23 protein-coding genes are annotated in these 20,661 nt (G+C 63.3%); 13 read left to right on the top strand and 10 right to left on the bottom strand.

What is annotated here, in order from left to right; genetic code table 11:
* Positions 1 to 76 precede the first annotated feature (76 nt).
* From G1E_RS10980 to G1E_RS10970, 3 genes are all read left to right on the top strand, one after another.
* Entirely contained in the window at positions 77 to 625 is a 549-nt protein-coding gene (locus G1E_RS10980) for a sigma-70 family RNA polymerase sigma factor (RefSeq protein ID WP_009686313.1), read from the top strand.
* The gene (locus G1E_RS10975; protein ID WP_009686312.1) at positions 622 to 1,320 is read left to right on the top strand and encodes an anti-sigma factor domain-containing protein; all 699 of its coding nucleotides are present in this window, start codon (positions 622 to 624) and stop codon (positions 1,318 to 1,320) included. The genes G1E_RS10980 and G1E_RS10975 overlap by 4 nt, the downstream gene beginning before the upstream one ends.
* Before the next feature lie 188 nt (positions 1,321 to 1,508).
* Complete coding sequence (locus G1E_RS10970; protein WP_009686311.1) at positions 1,509 to 1,817, top strand: chorismate mutase; 309 nt, start codon at positions 1,509 to 1,511, stop codon at positions 1,815 to 1,817.
* Positions 1,818 to 1,841: 24 nt separating this feature from the next.
* On the opposite strand, the gene G1E_RS10965 is transcribed toward G1E_RS10970, so the two are convergent.
* Entirely contained in the window at positions 1,842 to 2,030 is a 189-nt protein-coding gene (locus G1E_RS10965) for a DUF1737 domain-containing protein (protein WP_009686310.1), read from the bottom strand.
* Positions 2,031 to 2,465: 435 nt separating this feature from the next.
* Between G1E_RS10965 and dusA the strand changes: the two genes are divergently transcribed.
* From dusA to G1E_RS10945, 3 genes are all read left to right on the top strand, one after another.
* A complete protein-coding gene (gene dusA / locus G1E_RS10955) occupies positions 2,466 to 3,476 on the top strand; it encodes a tRNA dihydrouridine(20/20a) synthase DusA (protein WP_009686308.1) in 1,011 nt (336 codons plus the stop codon).
* A 195-nt stretch (positions 3,477 to 3,671) separates the two neighbouring features.
* Positions 3,672 to 4,598: a transaldolase gene (gene tal / locus G1E_RS10950; RefSeq protein ID WP_009686307.1), complete on the top strand. Its 927-nt coding sequence runs from the start codon at positions 3,672 to 3,674 to the stop codon at positions 4,596 to 4,598.
* Between the two features lie 71 nt (positions 4,599 to 4,669).
* Entirely contained in the window at positions 4,670 to 6,520 is a 1,851-nt protein-coding gene (locus G1E_RS10945) for an alkaline phosphatase D family protein (RefSeq protein WP_009686306.1), read from the top strand.
* Positions 6,521 to 6,602: 82 nt separating this feature from the next.
* On the opposite strand, the gene rssC is transcribed toward G1E_RS10945, so the two are convergent.
* Positions 6,603 to 7,085 (bottom strand): anti-sigma factor antagonist RssC, encoded by a 483-nt coding sequence (gene rssC, locus G1E_RS10940; protein ID WP_009686305.1) that lies wholly within the window; start codon positions 7,083 to 7,085, stop codon positions 6,603 to 6,605.
* Complete coding sequence (gene rssB / locus G1E_RS10935; RefSeq protein WP_009686304.1) at positions 7,082 to 8,263, bottom strand: two-component system response regulator RssB; 1,182 nt, start codon at positions 8,261 to 8,263, stop codon at positions 7,082 to 7,084. Before rssB ends, rssC begins: the two co-directional genes overlap by 4 nt.
* A gap of 279 nt (positions 8,264 to 8,542) precedes the next feature.
* Here rssB and G1E_RS10930 point away from each other — a divergent pair, with 279 nt between their 5' ends.
* Positions 8,543 to 8,842 (top strand): PilZ domain-containing protein, encoded by a 300-nt coding sequence (locus tag G1E_RS10930; protein WP_009686303.1) that lies wholly within the window; start codon positions 8,543 to 8,545, stop codon positions 8,840 to 8,842.
* A 60-nt stretch (positions 8,843 to 8,902) separates the two neighbouring features.
* On the opposite strand, the gene G1E_RS10925 is transcribed toward G1E_RS10930, so the two are convergent.
* Positions 8,903 to 9,610 carry a VacJ family lipoprotein gene (locus tag G1E_RS10925; RefSeq protein ID WP_009686302.1) on the bottom strand — a complete coding sequence of 236 codons (708 nt, stop codon included), beginning with the start codon at positions 9,608 to 9,610 and terminating at the stop codon, positions 8,903 to 8,905.
* Positions 9,611 to 9,808: 198 nt separating this feature from the next.
* On the opposite strand from G1E_RS10925, the gene G1E_RS10920 reads away from it, so the two are divergent.
* Both G1E_RS10920 and G1E_RS10915 read left to right on the top strand, forming a co-directional pair.
* Positions 9,809 to 10,372, top strand: a complete 564-nt coding sequence (locus G1E_RS10920; protein ID WP_009686301.1) for a hypothetical protein — start codon at positions 9,809 to 9,811, stop codon at positions 10,370 to 10,372.
* A gap of 122 nt (positions 10,373 to 10,494) precedes the next feature.
* A complete protein-coding gene (locus G1E_RS10915; protein WP_009686300.1) occupies positions 10,495 to 10,758 on the top strand; it encodes a DUF4404 family protein in 264 nt (87 codons plus the stop codon).
* Between the two features lie 43 nt (positions 10,759 to 10,801).
* Here G1E_RS10915 and queF read toward each other — a convergent pair whose 3' ends face one another.
* Positions 10,802 to 11,632, bottom strand: a complete 831-nt coding sequence (queF, locus tag G1E_RS10910) for an NADPH-dependent 7-cyano-7-deazaguanine reductase QueF (protein ID WP_009686299.1) — start codon at positions 11,630 to 11,632, stop codon at positions 10,802 to 10,804.
* Between the two features lie 68 nt (positions 11,633 to 11,700).
* On the bottom strand, positions 11,701 to 12,246 hold the full coding sequence (locus G1E_RS10905; protein ID WP_009686298.1) for a plastocyanin/azurin family copper-binding protein: 546 nt from the start codon (positions 12,244 to 12,246) through the stop codon (positions 11,701 to 11,703).
* Between the two features lie 199 nt (positions 12,247 to 12,445).
* Here G1E_RS10905 and cinR point away from each other — a divergent pair, with 199 nt between their 5' ends.
* Positions 12,446 to 13,126, top strand: a complete 681-nt coding sequence (gene cinR, locus G1E_RS10900) for a two-component system response regulator CinR (protein ID WP_009686297.1) — start codon at positions 12,446 to 12,448, stop codon at positions 13,124 to 13,126.
* Positions 13,123 to 14,475 carry a heavy metal sensor histidine kinase gene (locus G1E_RS10895; protein WP_033691081.1) on the top strand — a complete coding sequence of 451 codons (1,353 nt, stop codon included), beginning with the start codon at positions 13,123 to 13,125 and terminating at the stop codon, positions 14,473 to 14,475. Before cinR ends, G1E_RS10895 begins: the two co-directional genes overlap by 4 nt.
* 44 nt (positions 14,476 to 14,519) lie before the next feature.
* On the opposite strand, the gene G1E_RS10890 is transcribed toward G1E_RS10895, so the two are convergent.
* From G1E_RS10890 to G1E_RS10880, 3 genes are all read right to left on the bottom strand, one after another.
* Entirely contained in the window at positions 14,520 to 15,761 is a 1,242-nt protein-coding gene (locus G1E_RS10890; protein ID WP_009686295.1) for a lipoprotein-releasing ABC transporter permease subunit, read from the bottom strand.
* A gap of 61 nt (positions 15,762 to 15,822) precedes the next feature.
* Complete coding sequence (lolD, locus tag G1E_RS10885) at positions 15,823 to 16,506, bottom strand: lipoprotein-releasing ABC transporter ATP-binding protein LolD (RefSeq protein ID WP_172828393.1); 684 nt, start codon at positions 16,504 to 16,506, stop codon at positions 15,823 to 15,825.
* A 7-nt stretch (positions 16,507 to 16,513) separates the two neighbouring features.
* The gene (locus tag G1E_RS10880; protein ID WP_047149820.1) at positions 16,514 to 17,764 is read right to left on the bottom strand and encodes a lipoprotein-releasing ABC transporter permease subunit; all 1,251 of its coding nucleotides are present in this window, start codon (positions 17,762 to 17,764) and stop codon (positions 16,514 to 16,516) included.
* Positions 17,765 to 17,857: 93 nt separating this feature from the next.
* Between G1E_RS10880 and G1E_RS10875 the strand changes: the two genes are divergently transcribed.
* Together G1E_RS10875 and G1E_RS10870 are read left to right on the top strand one after the other, a co-directional pair.
* Positions 17,858 to 18,442: a PilZ domain-containing protein gene (locus tag G1E_RS10875; RefSeq protein WP_033691079.1), complete on the top strand. Its 585-nt coding sequence runs from the start codon at positions 17,858 to 17,860 to the stop codon at positions 18,440 to 18,442.
* Positions 18,443 to 18,472: 30 nt separating this feature from the next.
* Positions 18,473 to 19,195, top strand: coding sequence for a glycerophosphodiester phosphodiesterase (locus G1E_RS10870; RefSeq protein ID WP_009686291.1), 723 nt, complete (start codon positions 18,473 to 18,475; stop codon positions 19,193 to 19,195).
* 42 nt (positions 19,196 to 19,237) lie between these two features.
* On the opposite strand, the gene sthA is transcribed toward G1E_RS10870, so the two are convergent.
* Positions 19,238 to 20,632, bottom strand: coding sequence for a Si-specific NAD(P)(+) transhydrogenase (sthA, locus tag G1E_RS10865; RefSeq protein WP_009686290.1), 1,395 nt, complete (start codon positions 20,630 to 20,632; stop codon positions 19,238 to 19,240).
* Between the last annotated feature and the right edge of the window lie 29 nt (positions 20,633 to 20,661).

The following is a 20,661-nucleotide window of genomic DNA, read 5'->3' as shown; positions in this document are numbered from 1 at the left end:
GGATGATCTAAGCTCGATGGCAAGCCCCCGGCTGGATGGCCGGGGTACCTCGCCAGACACAAGGAAGCCGTACACCTTGAATTCGCCTGTCACCCCATTCGACTTCCACCACTGCCTGGAGGCCTGCGCACAGGGTGACCGGCGAGCCCTGCAAGCGCTGTACGATCACGAAGGGCCACGCCTGCTGGGCGTAGCTCGGCGTATCGCGCGTGACAACGCCACGGCCGAAGACATCGTCCACGATGCGTTCATTCGCATCTGGACTGGCGCTGCCAGCTACGACCCCGCGCGCGGCTCGGCCCGCGGCTGGATCTACAGCATCACACGCCATCTGGCATTGAATTCGATACGCGATACCCGGCGCGAAACTGTGCTGGACGATGCCGACATGGCTGCCGTGCCCACCTTGCCGGGCAGGCTGGATGACCTGGCCCTGTGGTCAGGCTCGGCAAAGATTTACCGTTGCCTGGAACAATTGCAGCCCGGCCCGCAGCACTGCATCCTGCATGCTTATGTGGACGGCTGCAGCCACGCCGAAATCGCCACTCTGCTGGGCGCCCCCCTTGGCACCGTCAAGGCTTGGATCAAGCGCAGCCTGAAAGCACTGCGGGAGTGCCTGGAATGAAGCCGGAGACTGACGAAGCGCTGGACACCCTCGCCGGCGAGTTCGTATTGGGCACCTTGCCGCCGGAGCAACACACGGCAGTGGCTGAGCGCCTGCGTACCGACTCAGCCCTGCGCGCCGCAGTGGATGCCTGGGAGTCGCGCCTGCTGGAACTGGCCGCGCTGGCCGCGCCGCAGCCACCGAGCCTGCGCCTGTGGGGCCGTATTCAACGCAGCCTGAACGAGCTGGAGCCCCCGGCAAGCGAGCGGCGAGCCAAGTGGTGGCAACGCCTGGGCCTGTGGCAAGCACTGACGGCCGCCGGGTTGGCGGCCAGTGTAGTGCTGGCGTTCACCTTGCTGACAACGCCCCCACCCGCGACGCAATTCGTTGTGGTGCTGGTGGCACCGAGCAGCCAGGCCCCGGGTTGGGTGGTGCAGACCAGCGACAGCCGCACCATCGAGCTTCTCCCGCTCGGCAAGGATGCGCTCCCTGAAGGCATGGCCTTGCAGTTCTGGACCAAGGGTCCGCAGTGGGGGGCGCCAGTATCACTGGGCCTGGTCAAACCCGGCGAACCCTACAGGGTCCCCTTGCAGAGCCTGCCACCGCTGGAAGCCGACCAGTTGTTCGAGCTGACACTGGAGAAAGCCGGCGGCTCGCCTACCGGCCTACCAACGGGGCCGGTTAAGTTCATAGGCCGGGCGGTGAAAGTGATTTGACCCGTTTGCGTGCCGGCCGGGGAGAAACAGAGACGGGCGTACGCCACAGAAAGCCTGGGAATCATGGGCCGTAGCTAGTCTAATGATGGCCCTTGCTCAATTGCCGTAGCCGGCAGAGCTGGCCGGCCCGGGTAAGCGCAAGTGATACCCCCAACCAACCGCAGTCTCATGAAAAGGAACTCGCGCAAATGGAAGTACGTTGCACCTCACTGGAAGAAGTCCGCCAAGGGATCGATGCAATTGACCGCAGCCTGGTTTCGCTTCTCGCCCAACGTGGCCGACTCGTGGCGCAAGCGGCCGCCTTCAAGAAGACGACCGATGACGTGCGGGCGCCTGCGCGGGTCGAGCAGGTGATAACGAAGGTTCGCGAAATGGCGGAGCAAACCGGCGCTTCAGCCGAGGTGGTGGAGCAGGTTTACCGGGCGATGATCGCGGCCTTCATCAATGAAGAACTGACCACCCACGCTAAGCTGGCCACTGCACCTTCGGGGGATTGAAGAGGCATGCAAGGCGGCCGATGATCAGTCACCGGTTCTAGGCCAGAGCACGGCCTGCGCCACGATCACATCGCTGCCATTGAAGGTGACTGCAGGTGAGCCATGTAACTGGTACCCCATTTCCAAGGCCTCGCTGACCCGCCGGCAGAAGGCGGCGTTGTCGGGACCGGTCAGCACGCGGTAAATGGGCAGATCATTGGGGGGTTGGCTCATCGCTTTCTTCCTTGGTTCACGCGGGGCGCGTTGTGGCTGTTGATCCTGCTGGTGAGTCGGTAACCGTTGCATCGATCATCGGTGCTCTACTGTATGCGGGCCAACAGGGCTTGGCTACCGGTGGATCGCGCCAGCGTTTTAGCCTTCCTGGTCGAGGCGCGTTACCGGGGCAGCCCCCCGATAGCCCTCGCCTCTTTCAACTCGGCGTACCGTCGCTTCGCCCAGGCCATCGCGACGTGTTTGCAGGCGAACACCCGGCTCTCTTGGTAGACTGTCGCCTTGTCGCGATCAGTGCGGGACTGGACGGGGTAGCGGGTGCTGCCATCGACCCTTTTCCACGATTGGTACATGTCGTATGTCGGTTGGTACTTTGTACCAAACGCCTGGGTAAAAACGCCTCAAACCCCGAAACCGGTACAGAACACGTTGAACGAAATGACTGCAACATCAGGCTCCCAGCCACAAACCACGCGCCCTGAGCCGTCACGCCGCTTCAGCGTTGCCCCCATGATGGACTGGACAGATCGCCATTGCCGCTTCTTCCTGCGCCTGCTGTCCAAGCAAACCTTGCTCTACACCGAAATGGTCACCACCGGCGCCCTGCTGCACAACGACGCCGACCGTTTCCTGCGGCATGACGTTTCCGAGCATCCGCTGGCCCTGCAGCTGGGCGGCAGCGTGCCTGCCGACCTGGCGGCCTGTGCCCGCCTTGCCGAGCAAGCCGGCTACGACGAGGTCAACCTCAATGTCGGCTGCCCGAGCGACCGGGTGCAGAACAACATGATCGGTGCCTGCCTGATGGCCCACCCGGCGCTGGTGGCTGATTGCGTGAAGGCCATGCGCGATGCGGTAGCCACCCCGGTGACGGTCAAGCACCGCATCGGCATCAATGGGCGCGACAGCTACGCCGAGCTGTGCGACTTCGTTGGCCAAGTGCGCGAAGCGGGCTGCCGCAGCTTTACCGTGCATGCGCGCATCGCGATTCTGGAAGGGCTTTCGCCGAAGGAAAACCGCGAGATCCCACCGCTGCGCTACGACGTGGCAGCGCAATTGAAGGCCGACTTCCCGGACCTGGAGATTGTGCTGAACGGCGGAATCAAAACCCTCGGCGAGTGCCAGGCGCACCTGCAAACCTTCGACGGGGTGATGCTGGGGCGTGAGGCCTATCACAACCCGTACCTGCTGGCGGAGGTGGATCAGCAACTGTTCGGCAGCGAAGCTGCCGTGATCAGCCGCAGCGAGGCGTTGGCGCAGCTACGGCCGTACATCGTGGCGCACATGGAAAGTGGTGGCGCGATGCACCATGTTACCCGGCACATCCTGGGGCTGGCCCAGGGGTTCAAGGGCGCCCGGCGCTTCCGTCAGCTGCTGTCGGCGGATATTCACAAGGCGGCGCAGCCGCTGGCCGTGTTCGACCAGGCAGTGGAGCTGCTTCAGGGGCGCTGATGCGCTGTGTAGCGACAGCGGGTCCAGATGACGCCAGCACGCGCGGTGGTTTGGTGGTGTGCGGAACCTCGGGGTGGCGCCGGACTCGAATATCATCTTCACACCACCCTTCGTGGCAGGCCCGCGCCTACCGGCCCTTGAGCGGCCGTCGGGGCTCGGGTAATGTCGAGTCATTGCACAGGACAGAGCACGCCCATGACCTCCAAGCTGGAACAACTCAAGCAGTTCACCACCGTGGTCGCCGATACCGGAGACCTGGACGCCATCACCCGCCTGAAACCGGTCGATGCCACCACCAACCCGTCGCTGCTGCTCAAAGCCGCTGCCATCACCGGTTACGCGGACCTGCTCAAGCAGGTCAAGGCAGATGCCAAGGGCAATGTCGACCTGGCCTGCGACAAGTTTGCCGTGGCCGTTGGCTCGGGCATCCTCAAGGTCATTCCCGGGCGCATCTCCACCGAAGTGGATGCCCGCCTGTCATTCGACGAACCGGCCCTGCTGGCCAAGGCCCGGGCGTTGATCGACCTGTATGAAAAAGCCGGCGTCGGCCGTGACCGCGTGCTGATCAAACTGGCCTCGACCTGGGAAGGCATTCGCGCTGCCGAGAAGCTGGAAAAGGAAGGTATCCAGACCAACCTTACCCTGCTGTTCTCGTTCGCCCAGGCCCAGGCCTGTGCGGATGCCGGGGTGTTCCTGATTTCGCCGTTCGTGGGCCGGATCTACGACTGGTACAAGAAAAGCACTGGCCAGGACTACGTGGGCGCCGAAGACCCGGGTGTGCAATCGGTCACGCGCATCTACAACTACTACAAGGCCAATGGCTACGACACCGTCGTCATGGGTGCCAGCTTCCGCAACATCGGCCAGATCGAACAACTGGCGGGCTGCGATCGCCTGACCATCAGCCCTGACCTGCTCGACCAATTGAGCAGCGACCAGGGTGAGTTGCCGCGCATGCTCAAGCCAGGCAATGCTGGCGAGGCCAAGCAGGTGCTGAACGAAAGCCAGTTCCGCTGGGCAATGAACGAAGATGCCATGGCCACCGAGAAACTGGCCGAGGGCATCCGCCAGTTTGCCCGGGACCAGGAAAAGCTGGAAAAACTGATGGCTGTAAACGCCTGAGTAGTTTCGGCCTCGCCAGGCGGGCGTAAAGTGCCAAGCACCTTGCGCCCCATACCCTTCCCGAGCTGTTGATGACCGCCCCTACACTGCTGCCCCTCGTACTGGCCGGCCCGGTCCTACGGCGCCTGGAACCCCAGCGCCTGGCTATCTGGCTGGCCGCCACCGAACCGCTGCACGCGCAATTCGTCTGCCACGCCAGCGACGCCCAGGTAGACTGCCAGGTGATAGCCGTAGGCAAGCACGCCTTCATTCACCTGCTGGATATCCATTTCAGCGATGCGCTGCCCTGCAACCAGTTGCTGGACTATGACCTGCTGATCAATGGCAAGGGCATCGCCGATTGGGCACCTCACCTGCTCTACCCCGGCAACCAGCGCCCCAACCTGGTGTTGCGCGAGCGCCTCGACCACCTGTTGCATGGCTCCTGCCGCAAACCGCACCACCCTGCGGCCGACGGCCTGCTGTGCGCAGACCGCCTGCTGCAGGCTTGCACAACCCCGCAAGACCGGCCCGCCGTGCTGCTGATGACCGGCGACCAGGTGTATGCCGACGACGTGGCCGGGCCGATGCTGCGTGCCATCCACAGCCTGATCGCGCGCCTGGGCCTGTTCGACGAGCAACTTGAAGGTGCGGTGGTCACCGGCAGCCAGGCGCTGTACCAGCATCCGGCCAGTTACTATCACCGCGCAGACCTGTTGCCGGCACAGAAGCTCAACGAAACCCTGCGCGAGCGGTTCTTCGGTGGCAAGCGCAAACCGATCTTCTCTTCCAGCAACGCTGACAACCACCTGGTGACCTTCGCCGAAGTCATGGCGATGTACCTGCTGGTGTGGTCACCCGTACCGTGGCAGCTGGTCGACCTGGCCATGCCAGCCGGGCTCAGCGACCAGCACCAGGCCCGTTACCAGCACGAGCTGCCGCTGGTCCGCGGGTTTGCCGAAAACCTCGGCCAAGTGGCCCGGGCCATGGCCCACCTGCCCTGCCTGATGATCTTCGACGACCACGACATCACCGACGACTGGAACCTGTCGGCACAATGGGAGCAGACCGCCTACGGCCACCCGTTTTCACGGCGGATTATCGGCAATGCCCTGCTCGGCTACCTGTTGTGCCAGGCCTGGGGCAATGCCCCGGACACCTGCAAGCCGCTGCTCGGCCAGTGCCAGGCACTGACCGGCGACAACCAGGACGCAGTGATCGGTGAGCTGCTGCGCTTTCAGGGCTGGCAGTTCAGCCTGCCTACCGAGCCGCCCTTGCTGGTGCTGGACACCCGTACCCGCCGCTGGCGTAGCGAAAGCAACCTGGCCAGGCCATCCGGCCTGCTGGACTGGGAAGCGTTGAGTGAACTGCAGCAGGCGCTGCTCGATCACCCATCGGCAGTCATCGTTTCACCGGCGCCGATTTTCGGCGTGAAACTGATCGAGACGGTGCAGAAGGTCTTCAGCTGGCTGGGCTACCCCTTGCTGGTCGACGCCGAAAACTGGATGGCCCACCGCGGGGCGGCGCAGGTCATCCTCAACATATTCCGCCACTCGCGCACACCCGGGCACTACGTGGTGCTGTCGGGCGATGTGCACTATTCATTCGTTTACGAAGTGCTGATTCGCCACCGCCAACGTAGCCCGCACTTGTGGCAAGTGACCAGCAGCGGCATCAAGAACGAGTTCCCCCGGCGCCTGCTGGACGTGCTGGACCGCCTCAACCGCTGGCTGTACTCGCCGCGCTCGCCGCTTAACTGGTTTACCAAACGCCGGGAAATGGAGGTTGTGCCACGCACGCCCAGCCACAGCAAGGCCGGAGAACGGCTGTGGAACGGCGCGGGGCTGGGGCAGGTGTTTTTTGATCGGCAGGGGCGGCCGGTACGCGTGTATCAGCTGGATGCGGGTGGCGCGCAGGCAACCGAGTTTATCGGGGGCCCGTAGCCAGGCAGCGTGGCCAGCGCGTGGGCCAGGCTCTTGCGAAGTGGCGCCGCTACAACCGCGCACGTCCCTCAAGGCACAGTGCCTAGCTGCGCTCCAGCGCATTCACCAGGTCATGGAACGCTTCGCGGTTGGAGTCATTCAGGCCCATGAGGATCTTGTGCGCCTCCAGCACCTTGGAACGCACCACGTCTTCGTTCTGGTCCTGCGACGGCAGGTCGGTCAGGCACTCGGGGCAGGGAATTGGCCGATCGACGATATTGAACACCTGATCGAAGCCCATCGATTGCAGCAGCCGGGAGATGTCCGGATTGGTGGTCACCACCGTCGGCAGCAGGCCTACCTTCTGGCGCGACAGGATCGACAGCTTGGCCAGCAGGCCCAAGGTGGTGCTGTCGATGCTCTCGGTTTCGGTCAGGTCGATGACAATGGCCGAGAAGTTCAGCGCAGTGAAAATCTTCTCGATCGTTGCATCCAGCGCCGAACACAAGGTCAGGCGCACTTCACCGACAAATTTCAGTACAAAGGTACCGCTCTGCTCGGCGAACTGGATTCTACCGGTACTCATTGAATGTTCCTGCTTAACACCAATAGGGCGATATCATCCGGCATCTCCCCAAGCGTAGCCAATCCAAAACGTTGACGCAGCCCATCCAGGCTACCACCTGCTGCCTTGACGATCTCCGGCAAGGCGGCTTCTTTATCTTTGAGCGTATCACCCGGCAAAAGGTCCAGAATGCCATCGGACATGAGGCTGATGCTGAATTGTGGCGGCAGCTCCACGACCAGGTCCTGGTAGGTGGCCTCGTCAAACAGCCCCACCGGCAGGCCACGGCCTTCCAGGTAGCGGGCGTTGCCTGGGGTGTACAGCACCGGCAGCGGCAAGTGGCCGCCAACGGCGTAGGTCAGCAGGCCCGAATCCTCGTCTATCACGCCACCTACCATGGTCACGTGCTTGCCCAGCTTGCTGTTGATCAGGCCGCGGTTGATGTGGCTGAGCACTTCCGATGGCTTGAACTCACGCATCTTGTTGCGCTTGAGTTCGAACATGAGACGTGTGGTCATGAATTTCAACAGCACGGTGACAAAGGCCGACGACGCGCCATGCCCGGAAACATCGGCAAGGTAGAAGGCGATACGCCGGTCATCGACGCGGAAGTAGTCGACGAAATCACCCGACAGGTACAGCGACGGGATGATCTGGTGCTCGAAGGCGAACTCGCCGGCAGCCCATGGGCTTTCCGGCAGCATGTTCATCTGTACTTGGCGGCCGGCGGTCTGGTCTTCCTGCAGCAGGTGCAGGCTGGCCTCCAGTTCGCGGTTGGCGGCTTCGAGCTTGTCGCGGTAGCGCTGGTTTTCCAGCACCAGGCGCGAGCGGTCGAGGGCGCGGCGCACCGAGTGTTCCAGTACGGCCAGGTCTTCCAGCGGCTTGATCAGGTAATCCGCAGCCCCAAGGCGCAGTGCTTCCACCGCATCACTCATGACGCCGGCACCGGACACCACGATCACCGGCACCTGCGGCGCACGCTCGCTGACCTGGCGGATCAGTTCGAGCCCGCCCATCTGCGGCATGCGCAGGTCGCAGATCACGAGGTCGGGCTGGTGCTCTTCGAAGACCTGAAGCCCCTGCTGGCCATTACCGGCCTGGAGCACGCTGAAACCACTGTCTTCAAGATACGCGGCGAGGCTCGCACGGACCACGTCGTCGTCATCGATGATCAGCAGCGTTGCACTGGTATTCTGCATGTGGGCGAACGGCGCCGATTTAGGTTGGTGCAGCGGTGTCGGCAAGGCAGACGGCCAGCTACGGGAATTCTTTGTGGTCATACTCTACTTGAGTTGTAGGACAAGAACACCTGCCCGGCAACTGTCGGCAACTGTGGAGCAACCTTGTAAGGCGCAGACGGTACTCCCATCCGCCAGGGGTTTCAAGCATGCGTGGGTCGACCTCATCGCTCTTTACAGGGCAAATCGCCGGGAGTTATAAGAAAGTCGACCAGCGCAACCCGATGGGAAGGATGCAGCATGCCCCACACGCCCTCCAGCCACAGCGAGAAACGCGATTTCATCCGCATGCGCATCGACGCCGAAGTGAGCCTGTTGCACGAAGGCCAGGTCATCGCCGCGCGCTGCCTGGACCTGTCCAGCGGCGGCATGCAGGTGCAGGCGCCAGAGCATTTTCAGGTAGGTCAGCAGCTCGAAGTGCGGATCGACTCCGACCACCCGGCCTTGAAGGGGCTGCACGCCAGCACCGAGGTAGTGTGGATCGCCGACCAGCCAGGCGGGCAGCAGAAGTTCGGCTTGAGGATACTGGCAATGCATTGAAGCGGCGCCCGAAGCCGGCAGGGGCGGCGTAGCCAGGGCGCCCCTGCACAGCATGAACGGTCAGAAGTCGTCTTCGACTTCGCCATCCTTGACCTTGAACTCGCGGTTCTGCAAGTAGGCATTACGAATGAAGATGTACTTGTCGCCTTGGATCAGCTTCTCGGCCGACAACAGACTGGCGCGGGTGTCGATCACGTCCAGGGCGAATATCGAGTTGCGGGTCGGCACGTGGTCTATGTAACGGTAAGGCCTGGTATAGGTATCCGGGTACCTGGCCACGCCATCACGCACGGTGCTCGGGCCTAGCAGCGGGATGACCACGTACGGGCCACTCGGCACGCCCCAGTAGCCCAGGGTTTGGCCGAAGTCTTCGTCGCTGCGCTGCAGGCCCATCTTGGTGCCCACATCGAAGAATCCACCCAGGCCAAAGGTGGTGTTGACGATCAGCCGCGCAGTGTCCACGCCGGCTGCATGGGGCTTGAGCTGAAGGATATTGTTGGCCAGGTTGGTCACATCGCCCAGGTTACGGAAGATGTTGTGGATACCGTCTTCGAGAAACTGCGGGGTAACGGCCTCATAGCCCTTGGCCAATGGCTTGAGGGCATAGGTGTCGACCGTATCGTTGAAACGGAAGATCGGGCGGTTGACCGCTTCCCAGGGATCTTCCTCGGTGGCCGCCTGGGTGGCGGCCACGGGCGCCAGCAGCATGCCGGCACAGACACAGGCCTGGGTGACTCGATCGATCACACTGGCACCGATCCTACGCATAGATGTCTCTCCATCGGGTTTCTCGACCGCCAGCGCACGGGTCGCGTGGCGTTAAGGCGGCAGTATAGAGGCTTACGGGCTGTTAGACAGCTTTACACATCTTTGCTCAATATTTTGTGAACAACTGTTGCACCAGCCCCGCTGTCACAGGGCGGTAACAATCAGCCAATAGCCTGCGCCGTATTTGGGGACGCCGCCATGCACGCTACACCCGCCCTCACCGCTGTGCTGTTCGGCCTGCGCGGTTGCCTGGTACAGAGTGCCAACGGCGCACCCGCACCGGCCCCCGGCGCGCTGGCCATCCTCGCCAACCTGCATCAGCGCTACGTCCCCTGTATCTGGCTGGATGAGATCGCCGACCCGCCGAGCCAGCGCATGGCCCAGGTGCTGCCTGACTGGCTCCCGGGGCTTACGGTGACCGACCCGGGCTTGCCAGCACCCAATGCCTGCTGGCAAGCACTGATGCAGCTGGGCAGCCAACGCCTGGCAGGCTGTGTACTGGTCAGCGGCGACCCGCGGTTGCTGCAGGCGGGGCTCAACGCCGGGCTGTGGACGATCGGCCTGGCTGCCTGCAGCCCACTGTGCGAACCCGGTTCCGCCCAATGGCAAGCGCTACCCCCTGCGGAGCAGGACTTGGCGCGCGGCAAGGCGACCCTGGCGTTGTTCAGCCTGGGCGTGCATTCGGTGATCGACCACCTGGAAGCGCTGGATACCTGCCTGCAGGACATCGCCCGGCGCCGTGCCAAAGGTGAAAAACCCTGATACAGCCATGTTGACGCGGATCATGCAAAGCAGCGGCAGGTGGATTACGCTGAAAGCAGGCCAGAACCTTTGCCGCTTCGCTGAGGTCCATGGCTAGCCAAGCCATTGATGGAGAAAAGCCAATGCCTGCCCGCGAATTGCAAGAGCGCCTGAACACCTTGCGCGAGCAACTGGACCGTAACGTACCGCTTTCGGAAGAAGAGCTGGCCGCACTGCACGAAGAAGCGCGCCAGATCGAGGCACAGCTGAAACTGGAGGAAGCCACCCCGGACAACAACCTGGTGGACGGCGTGAACCTGGCGATCGAGCGCTTCGAGGCCGAACACCCCGACCTTACCGCCACCCTGCGCAGCATTGCCAACTCGTTGCACAGCATGGGGATCTGACACCACGAAGGGGTGCATTGCACCCCTCCTGCGTTACCAGCCCTTACTGGCGAACCAGCCGCTGGTTATCCGGGCTGATAGCACCGGTGCTGCGGTACGGGTTGATATCCAGCCCCCCGCGGCGCACATACCGTGCATACACGGTCAGGTGCTCCGGCTGCAGCAAGTGCTTCAAGTCCAGGTAGATGCGCTCCACACACTGCTCGTGGAAGTCGGCATGCTGGCGGAAGCTGATCAGGTAGGTCAGCAAGCTGGCGTGGTCCAGCGCCCTGCCCTTGTACTCGACGACCACGCTGCCCCAGTCCGGCTGCCCGGTAACCGGGCAGTTGGACTTCAGCAAGTGGCTGTGTACGGTTTCTTCAACCACCCGCTCAGGGCTGCAGCGCAACAGCTCTGGCTGCGGCTGTGCGTAGTTGCTGATGGCAACGTCCAACGCATCGATGCACAGGCCGGGCAACGCCACCACCCCCTGGGCCTCGACCTCTGCCAACGTGCGCACCTTCACCCCAACCGGCTTGCCCGCTGCTGCCGACAGGTCCTTCGCCAAGCATGCCTGCAGCTCGTCGAGGGTGGCGAAGACTGTCTGGTTCAGCGAGTTGAGGTACAGCTTGAACGACTTGGACTCGATGATGTTGGGCGAATCGGCCGGAATGGCGAACTCACCAATCGCCACCACGGGCTTGCCAGAAGGCAGCAGCCAGCTCAGCTCAAAGCAGTTCCAGTAATCCACACCGTGCCACGGCAAGGTCTGGGCGGTAACACCCAGCTCGGCCCACTTGGCCGTACGCGGGATCGGGAACAGTTGCTCCGGGGAGTAGGTAGCGACGTATTCGCTGGCTTTGCCCAGCGGGGAGTGTTCGGCAGCGGGATGCATGTAAACTGACCTGGAGGTTCGGAATTGCCCCTAGTCTACCGGTTTTGCACCCCGCCTTGCAGGCCCCGTCACTCGATGGTCAGTGCCCCGACCATACCGGCCTGGTAGTGCCCCGGCACATTACAGGCGAACTCGATAGGCGCCGACTTGCGGAAGGTCCAGGTCAGTTCGGCGCGCTGGCCAGGCATCACCAGCACCGTGTTGCCGCCGCCGTGCGCGTGCCCACCGCCGTGATCGTTCATCTGTTCATGGCCCATCATTTGCCCAGGGTCCATCGCCTGGCCATGGTCCATGCCCTGGTGGTTCATGCCCTCATTGAACAGCTTGCCTTGCATGGCAAGCATTTCCTTCTGGTGTTCGGCGTGCATGGCCTTGTCGCCCAGGTTGAATTCGTGTGGCAGCTTGCCTTCATTCACGAGCACGAAACGTACGGTTTCGCCAGCTTTTACCTGCAGGCGCTTGGGCTCGAAGGCGATGTCCTTGAGTACCACCTCTACAGTGCGGGTGGCCTTGGCCGCCGGGGCTGGCTCGCCGAAGGCAAAGGTGCCGGCCTGGCCGGCTAGGGCCGGCAGGCTGGCCATGGCAAGGGTGGCGGCGAGGAACAGGCGTTTCATGATGACTCCGGGAATACACGACAGGGTGCAGCCACATTAGTCACCGTTGACTGGCAACTGGCTGACAGCAAGATTACAACTTTGTCAGGTTGGGCATGCAGACACACCGTCACGTATCATTTCAGCCGCCCCAGCGGCTTACGCACGGGGCGCGCCGTCTCCACCATCACCGCAAGCCAGCTGAAACCTTGGTGCCTCTATGAAACTGCTGATCGTCGAAGACCAGGCCCGTACCGGCCAGTACTTGCGCCAGGGCCTGAACGAGGCCGGCTTCGCCACCGAACTGGCCAGCGATGGGGAGACCGGCCAGTTCCTGGCCCTGAGCGGCGACCACGACCTGCTGATCCTGGATGTGATGCTGCCCGGTCGCGACGGTTGGCAGATCCTGCAGGCCGTGCGCCAGGCCGGTCGGGATACGCCTGTGCTGTTCCTGACCGCGCGCGATGCCGTCGAGGACCGGGTACATGGCCTGGAGCTGGGCGCAGACGATTACCTGGTCAAACCGTTCGCCTTTTCCGAACTGCTGGCGCGGGTGCGCAGCCTGCTGCGCCGTGGCGCCAGCCCGAGCCAGGACACCACCCTGAGCCTGGCCGACCTGCGCCTGGACCTGATCCGCCGCCGCGCCGAACGCGCAGGCAGCCGTATCGACCTGACCGCCAAGGAATTTTCCCTGCTGGAACTGTTGCTGCGCCGGCAGGGCGAGGTGCTGCCGAAGTCGCTGATTGCCTCACAGGTGTGGGACATGAACTTCGACAGCGACACCAATGTGATCGAAGTGGCAATCCGCCGCCTGCGCCTGAAAATCGACGACCCGCACCCCAACAAGTTGATCCACACCGTGCGCGGCATGGGCTATGTACTCGAAGAGCGGCCAGCGTGATGCGCCGGGTATCCCTCGGTAGCCGCCTGGCGCTGCTGTTCGCCGCGTGCACCGCCGCTGTTTCGCTGGGCGCCGGCCTGTTGTTCAACCGGGCCAGTGAGCAGCACTTCATCGAACTGGATCAACAACTACTCGCCTCACGGCTGTCGCTGCTGCGCACGCAACTGGACGGCATCACTACCGCCGAAGCGCTGAAGGCGCGCCTGCCCGCCCTGCGCGAAGCGCTGAGCCATCAAGCCAACCTGGCCTTGCGCATCAGCGGCGCCGACGGCACGCCCTGGTTCGCCAGCCGCAGCGGCCTGCCGCCGGCAGTGCTGCCGACCGGGCTGGGCACCCAGCATGCCCAAGGGGCGGACTTCCGCAGCCTGACCGCGCCCTTGGCGCCGGGCAGCAACGCATCGCCACAACTGGCGTTGTACCTTGATATCACGCACCACCAGCATTTCCTGCAAGGCATGCAGCGCCTGATCTGGCTGACCGTCGGCCTGTCGGCGCTGGCCACCGCGCTGCTGGGCGCCTGGGCGGCCCGCAGCGGTCTGCGGCCTTTGCGGCAAATGGGCCAGGTGGCCGCTGGGGTGTCGGCTCGCTCGCTCACCACCCGCCTGCCAGTGGCCCAGATGCCCGTAGAACTGGCCGAGCTGGCCAGCACCATGAACGCCATGCTGCAGCGCCTGGACGATGCGTTCCAGCGCCTGTCGGCGTTCTCCGCCGACATCGCCCACGAGCTTCGCACACCGCTGTCCAACCTGCTGACCCACACCCAGGTCACCCTCACCCGCCCGCGCAGCCTGGAAGAATACCGCGAGGCCCTGCATGGCAACCTGGAGGAGCTGCAATGGATGGCACAGATGATCAATGACATGCTGTTCCTCGCCAAGGCCGACCATGGGCTGCTGGTGCCTGGGCAAGCGCCACTGGCACTGCATGAGGAAGTGGATGCGCTGCTGGAATACTACGCACCGCTGGCCGAAGACGGCGACGTGCAGATGCTGCGCGAAGGTGAGGCCATGCTGCACGGCGACCGGCACATGCTGCGCCGGGCCCTGTCCAACCTGCTGGATAACGCCCTGCGCTTTACCCCGGCAGGCGGGCAGATACGGGTGGCCCTGGCAGCGGGGCCCAGCATCAGCGTGGCCAATACCGGCGCGGCCATCGAGCCCGCGGCCCTGCCACGGCTGTTCGACCGCTTCTACCGGGTAGACCCGGCACGGCGTGAAGGCAGTAGCGAGCATGCCGGCCTGGGGCTGGCGATTACCCGGTCGATCGTGCAGGCCCATGGCGGCTGCATTCGCGCGGAGTGCGCGCAGGGGTGGACGCGCTTCGTGATCGAATTCACTGAAGGCCGGTGAAACAGGCTGCCTTGCAGCCCACTGCGCAAGCCTTCAGCTGTGGCTCAAACCGCCAAGCCAATGGCCGGCTGCACCTGCGAAGCCCGGTAAGCCGGGTAGATGGTTGCCAGGAAGCTCATCACCAGGCCGGCGGTGCAGATCATCAGCACATCGCTCCCCTCCAGTTGCGACGGCAAACTGCTGACGAAGTACACATCCGAGGTGAAGATGTGCTGCCCGCTCACCCGCTCCAGCCAGCCGACGATCTGGCTGACGTTCAGCGCGGCAATCACGCCCAGCACCCCGCCAATCAGGGTGCCGACAATACCGATCAGGCTGCCCTGGACCATGAACGTACCCATGATCTGCGCTGGCGTGGCGCCCAGGGTGCGCAAAATGGCGATGTCCGGGCCTTTGTCGTTCACCACCATCACCAGGGTGGCGATGATGTTGAACGCCGCCACTGCAATGATCATCATCAGCAACAGGCCGATCATGGTCTTTTCCATCTTCATTGCACTGAACAGGCTACCCTGGGTGTGCGACCAGTCATCGGCACGGTAGGCATCGCCCAGCCCGGCGGCGATGGCCTTGGACACCTGCGGCGCGGCGTACAGGTCGTGCAGCTTCAGGCGCACGCCTTGCACCTGGCCCGGCGCCCAGCGCTGCATCTGACCAGCATCGGCCATATGGATATAGGCCTGCGAGCCATCCAGTTCGGCGCCGACCTTGAAGATGCCGACCACGGTCAGGCGCTGCATGCGCGGGGTGATACCGCCCGGCTCCTTGCTGATTTCCGGCACGATCAAGGTCAGCTTGTCGCCGGTATTCAGGCGGAAACGGCGGGCTGTGAGCTCACCGATGACCACGCCGAACTCACCGGGCTGCAGGTCCTGCAAGCGGCCCTGGACGATGTGCTGGCCGACGATGGAGACCTTGCTCTCCTCGGCCGGGTCGATACCGCTCACCTGAATCGGCTGCATCGCGCCCTTGTACGAGAGCATGCCTTCCATTTCGGTAATGGGCGCGGCGGCCATCACTGCCGGGTTCTGCAGCGCCGCATCGGCAACCTTGTGCCAGTCGTCCAGTGGCTGCACCCCGAGGATGGCGGCATGCGGCACCAGGCCCAGGATGCGCGAGCTCATTTCGCGCTGGAAGCCGTTCATCACCGACAGCACCACGATCATCGCCAGCACGCCCAGCGACAGGCCGATCATCGAGGTCATCGAGATGAACGAGATGAAGTGGTTGCGGCGCTTGGCTCGGGTGTAGCGCGCGCCGATGAAAATGGGCAAGGGTCTGAACATGTACGAAATCACCCAATGAAAACAGGAAAACGGGGCAACGCCTGTTGCCCCGTACAGTCGCTCAGATCGCCACCAGGTGGCCGTCGTCGAGCTTCAATACACGGTCCATCTGGCGCGCCAGGCTGAGGTCGTGCGTTACCACCAGGAACGCTGTGCGCGAAGCACTGGACAGCTCCTGCATCAACTCCTGAATGCCCTGGGCAGTATGGTGGTCGAGGTTGCCGGTAGGCTCGTCGAGCATCACCAGGCCAGGGCGGTTGACCAGGGCCCGGGCAATGGCCACACGCTGGCGCTCGCCACCCGACAGCTCGGCCGGCTTGTGGTTGAGGCGGTGGCCCAGGCCTACGCGCTTGAGCAGTGCTTCGGCCCGCTCACGGGCCTCGGGGATGGGCGTGCGGCCGATCAGCAATGGCATGCACACGTTTTCGATGGCGGTGAATTCCGGCAGCAAGTGGTGAAACTGGTAGACGAAGCCCAATTCACGGTTGCGCAGCAGGCCGCGGGCACGCTCACCCAGCGCCGACAGCTCTTCGCCCGCCAGCCAGACGCTGCCCTGGGTGGGCCGGTCAAGGCCGCCCAACAGGTTCAGCAAGGTGCTCTTGCCAGAGCCCGAGCTGCCGACAATGGCGATGCGCTCACCGGCATGCAGCTCCAGGTTGAGGCCGGACAGCACCTGCACCGACTCCGGGCCCTCGTCGTAGGACTTGCCCAGGTTGCGGCAACTCAGAACGGCTTTATCACTCATGCGCGACTCACTCATAACGTAGCGCCTCGGCAGGCTGGGTGCGGGCCGCACGCCAGGCCGGGTACAAGGTGGCGAAGAAACTCAGGACCAGCGCCGCGCCACAGACCATGTACACGTCCTGGGCCTGGATCTGCGACGGCAGGTAATCGATGAAATACACGTCGGCATTGAGGAACTTGTGCCCGATCAGTTTCTCGATGCCGGCGATGGCGGCACTGACATTCAGTGCGGCAAGAATGCCGACCACGGCGCCGATCAGGGTACCGATCACCCCGATCACCGTGCCCTGGACCATGAAGATGAGCATGATTTGCCCGGGCGTCGCGCCGAGGGTGCGCAAGATGGCGATGTCGCCACGCTTGTCGTTGACCACCATCACCAGCGTGGAAATGATGTTGAACGCGGCCACCGCCACGATCAGCAGCAACAGCAGGCCGATCATGGCTTTTTCCATGCGGATCGCCTGGTACAGGTTACCGTGGGTACGGGTCCAGTCGCGGCTGTAGAACGCCTGGTCACCCAACTGCTGGGCGATGCTCCAGGCTACCCGCGGCGCCTGGAACAGGTCGTCGAATTTCAGGCGCAGGCCCTGTACCTGGTCGGGCTTCCAGCGGTGCAGGCGCGACAGGTCGCTGATGTTGGTCAAGCCCAGGTAGCCGTCGATCTCGCCCGCGCCAACGTGGAAGGTGCCGACCACGGTGAAGCGCTTCATGCGCGGGAACATGCCGGCCGGGGTCACGCTGACCTCGGGGGCAACGAAGGTGAGCTTGTCGCCGATGGCCACACCCAGCTTGGCCGCCGCCTTGTCACCGATCATGATCCCCCACTCGCCCGGCGCCAACTGGTCCAGGCGCCCCTGCAAGACAAAGTTGTCGATGATCGACACCTCGCGCTCGCGGGCCGGGTCGATGCCATTGAGCAGCACTTTCTGCACCTTGCCATCGTGGGTCAGCAGGCCTTGCATCTGGGTGAACGGCGCAACCGCCACCACCTGCGGATTCTGCTTTACTTGTTGGGCAAGGGCCTGCCAATCGGCAATGGGTTGGCCGCTCTCCAGCGTGGCATGCGGGATCATGCCCAGCACGCGGGTACGCATCTCGTGGTCGAAACCGTTCATCACCGACAGCACCACGATCATCACCACCACGCCCAGGGCGAGGCCGATCATCGAGGTCAGGGAAATGAACGAGACGAAGTGATTGCGACGTTTGGCACGGGTATAACGCGTACCGATAAATGCGAAAAGAGGTCTGAACATGTCGGGGCTTGTTCGGATGAAAGGGAACGTCCTTGTGGCGAGGCGCCTACGGCGGCTTTACACTCGGCCCCCCGCCGCTACCTTGGGTTCGCCATGACGACATTAGACGAAGAAGATCGCCGCGAATACTACCGCATCGACGATCGGATCGCACTTCAAATAAGCCCCCTAAGCGCGGCCGAAGCCCTTGACCCAGATGTATTGCAAGATGATTCCCCACTGTTCAACCTGCTCAGCGAGCTGCACCTGTCGGACTTCGAGGCGCAGCACCTGCTGCGCCAGCTGAGCGACAAGGACCGCACCCTGGCCGCCTTCCTGCGCGCGCAGAACAAACGCCTCGACCTGCTCAGCGCAGTGGTCGCCCAGACCCTGCTCGGCGAAGTCGGGCAACCCCAGCCAGTGACCATTTCCGAAGGCGGTATCGAATTCACCCAGCGCAACCCGCTTGCCCCCGGCACCCGGGTCAAGGTGAAAATGGTGCTGATGCCACGTGCCCACGGCCTGCTGCTGCGCGGTAAAGTCACCCACTGCGACCAGCGCACGGGGGGCGGTTACGACGTCGGCACCGAGTTCATCGACATGACCGACGCCCAACGGCAACTGCTGGCCCGTTACATCCTGCAGCGCCAGCAGCAGCAACGGCGCCAGCAACTGGAACAGAACAGCCCTGCATCCTGAACCTGTTTTCTCTGATCTGAAGGAACGAACGTGACCCTGATCTACGGCCATCGCGGCGCCAAGGGCGAAGCACCCGAAAATACCCTGACCAGCTTCCAGCAATGCCTGGCACACGGCGTGACCCGCTGCGAACTGGACCTGCACCTGTCAGCCGACAACCAGCTGATGGTGATCCACGACGCCACCCTCAAGCGCACCACCGGCCGGCGCGGCAAGGTGGTCGAACACCCGGCCGCCGACCTGGTCAAGGTCGATGCCCGCAAGGGCGGGCCAGGCCACGTGCAGCCCTGCCCGATTCCCACGCTGGAAGAGCTGTTCCAGAAATGCCCGTTCGAGCACTGGCAACTGGAGGTAAAAAGCGCCTCGCGCACGCGCGCTGCCACCACCGTTCTGGCCATCCGCGAGCTGGCCCAGCAGTACAACTTGCTGGACAAGGTCACCATCACCTCCAGCTCGCGCGAAGTACTGGGTGCAGCCCAGGAGCTGGTGCCAGATGTGAAACGTGGGCTGGTGGCGGAGTACGCGTGGCTCGACCCGTTGAAGGTCGCCCAGAACTACGGCTGCGACTTGCTGGCCCTGAACTGGACGCTATGCACCCCCGAACGCCTGCTCAAAGCACAGGCCCAGGGTTTGCACGTGTCGGTGTGGACGGTCAACGAGCCGGCACTGATGCGCCGGCTGGCTGACTTTGGCGTGGACAGCCTGATTACAGACTTTCCCGGTTTGGCCAAGACCACCCTCGGGCAGGGTTGAAATCGGTCTCTCCGACCGGCTCAGGCCACCGGTCGGAGCCGCTCAAAAAAGCCGGTTCAGGCCGTCGTAGGCAGCTACCCGGTAGGCTTCGGCCATGGTCGGGTAGTTGAACGTGGTGTTGACGAAATACTTCAGGTTGTTCTGCTCACCTGGCTGGTTCATGATCGCCTGGCCGATGTGGACAATCTCCGAGGCCTGGTAGCCGAAGCAGTGAACACCCAGGATTTCCAGGGTTTCGCGGTGGAACAGAATCTTCAGCATGCCTTGCGGCTCGCCGGCAATCTGCGCCCGCGCCATGCTCTTGAAGAACGCCTTGCCCACTTCGTACGGCACCTTGGCCTGGGTCAGCTCCTGTTCGTTTTTGCCGATCGAGCTGATTTCCGGAATGGTGTAGATGCCGGTCGGCACGTCATTGACGAAGCGCCAGCTGCCGTTGTCCACGATGCTGCCAGCGGCCGAGCGGCCCTGGTCATGGGCGGCACTGGCCAGGCTTGGCCAGCCGATCACGTCACCGGCGCCGTAGATGTTCGGCACGCTGGTACGGTAGGCCTCGTCGACCTCGATCTGGCCCCGGCTGTTGACCTTGATGCCAATGTTCTCCAGGCCCAGCTTGTCGGTGTTGCCGGTACGGCCGTTGCACCACAGCAAGGCGTCGGCCTTGATCTTCTTGCCCGACTTCAGGTGCAGGATCACACCGTTGTCCAGGCCTTCGACGCGCTCATAATCTTCGTTGTGCCGCACGGTGATGTTGTTGTTGCTGAAGTGATAGCTCAGCGCCTGGGAAATTTCCGAGTCGAGGAAGCTCAGCAACTGGCCGCGGTTGTCCACCAGCTCTACCAGCACACCCAGGCCACTGAAGATCGAAGCGTATTCGCAACCGATAACGCCGGCGCCGTAAACGATCAGCTTGCGCGGGGTGTGGCTGAGGCTGAGGATGGTATCGCTGTCGTAGACGCGCGGGTGGTGGAAGTCGATGTCGGCCGGGCGGTAGGGGCGTGAACCGGTCGCGATGATGATGTGCTTGGCATTGAGCTTTTCCACCACGCCGTTCGAGCACACCACTTCCACGGTCTGCTCGTCGGCAAAACTGCCGGTACCGACGAACACGTCAACCCGGTTGCGGGCGTAGTAGCCCGTGCGCGAAGCCACCTGCTTGGCGATGACCTTCTCGGCGCTTTTCAGCACGTCCGGGAACGAAAACCAACGCGGCTCGCCAATGGCACGGAACATGGGGTTGGTGTTGAACTGCATGATCTGCCGCACCGAGTGACGCAGTGCCTTGGACGGGATGGTGCCCAGGTGGGTGCAGTTACCACCGACCTGGCGACGGTCATCGACCATCGCAACCTTGCGCCCTGCTTTGGCGGCATTCATTGCCGCGCCTTCACCGGCCGGGCCGGAACCCAGCACCACTACGTCGTAGTTGTAGACAGCCATGCGTACTCCTTCAGAACTGGCCCGCAAGC

This window comes from Pseudomonas sp. TJI-51 (genome assembly GCF_000190455.2).
Lineage (GTDB): Bacteria > Pseudomonadota > Gammaproteobacteria > Pseudomonadales > Pseudomonadaceae > Aquipseudomonas > Aquipseudomonas juntendi.
Note: the sequence above shows the minus strand (reverse complement) of the source record. Positions and strands in the feature narration are given on the sequence as shown.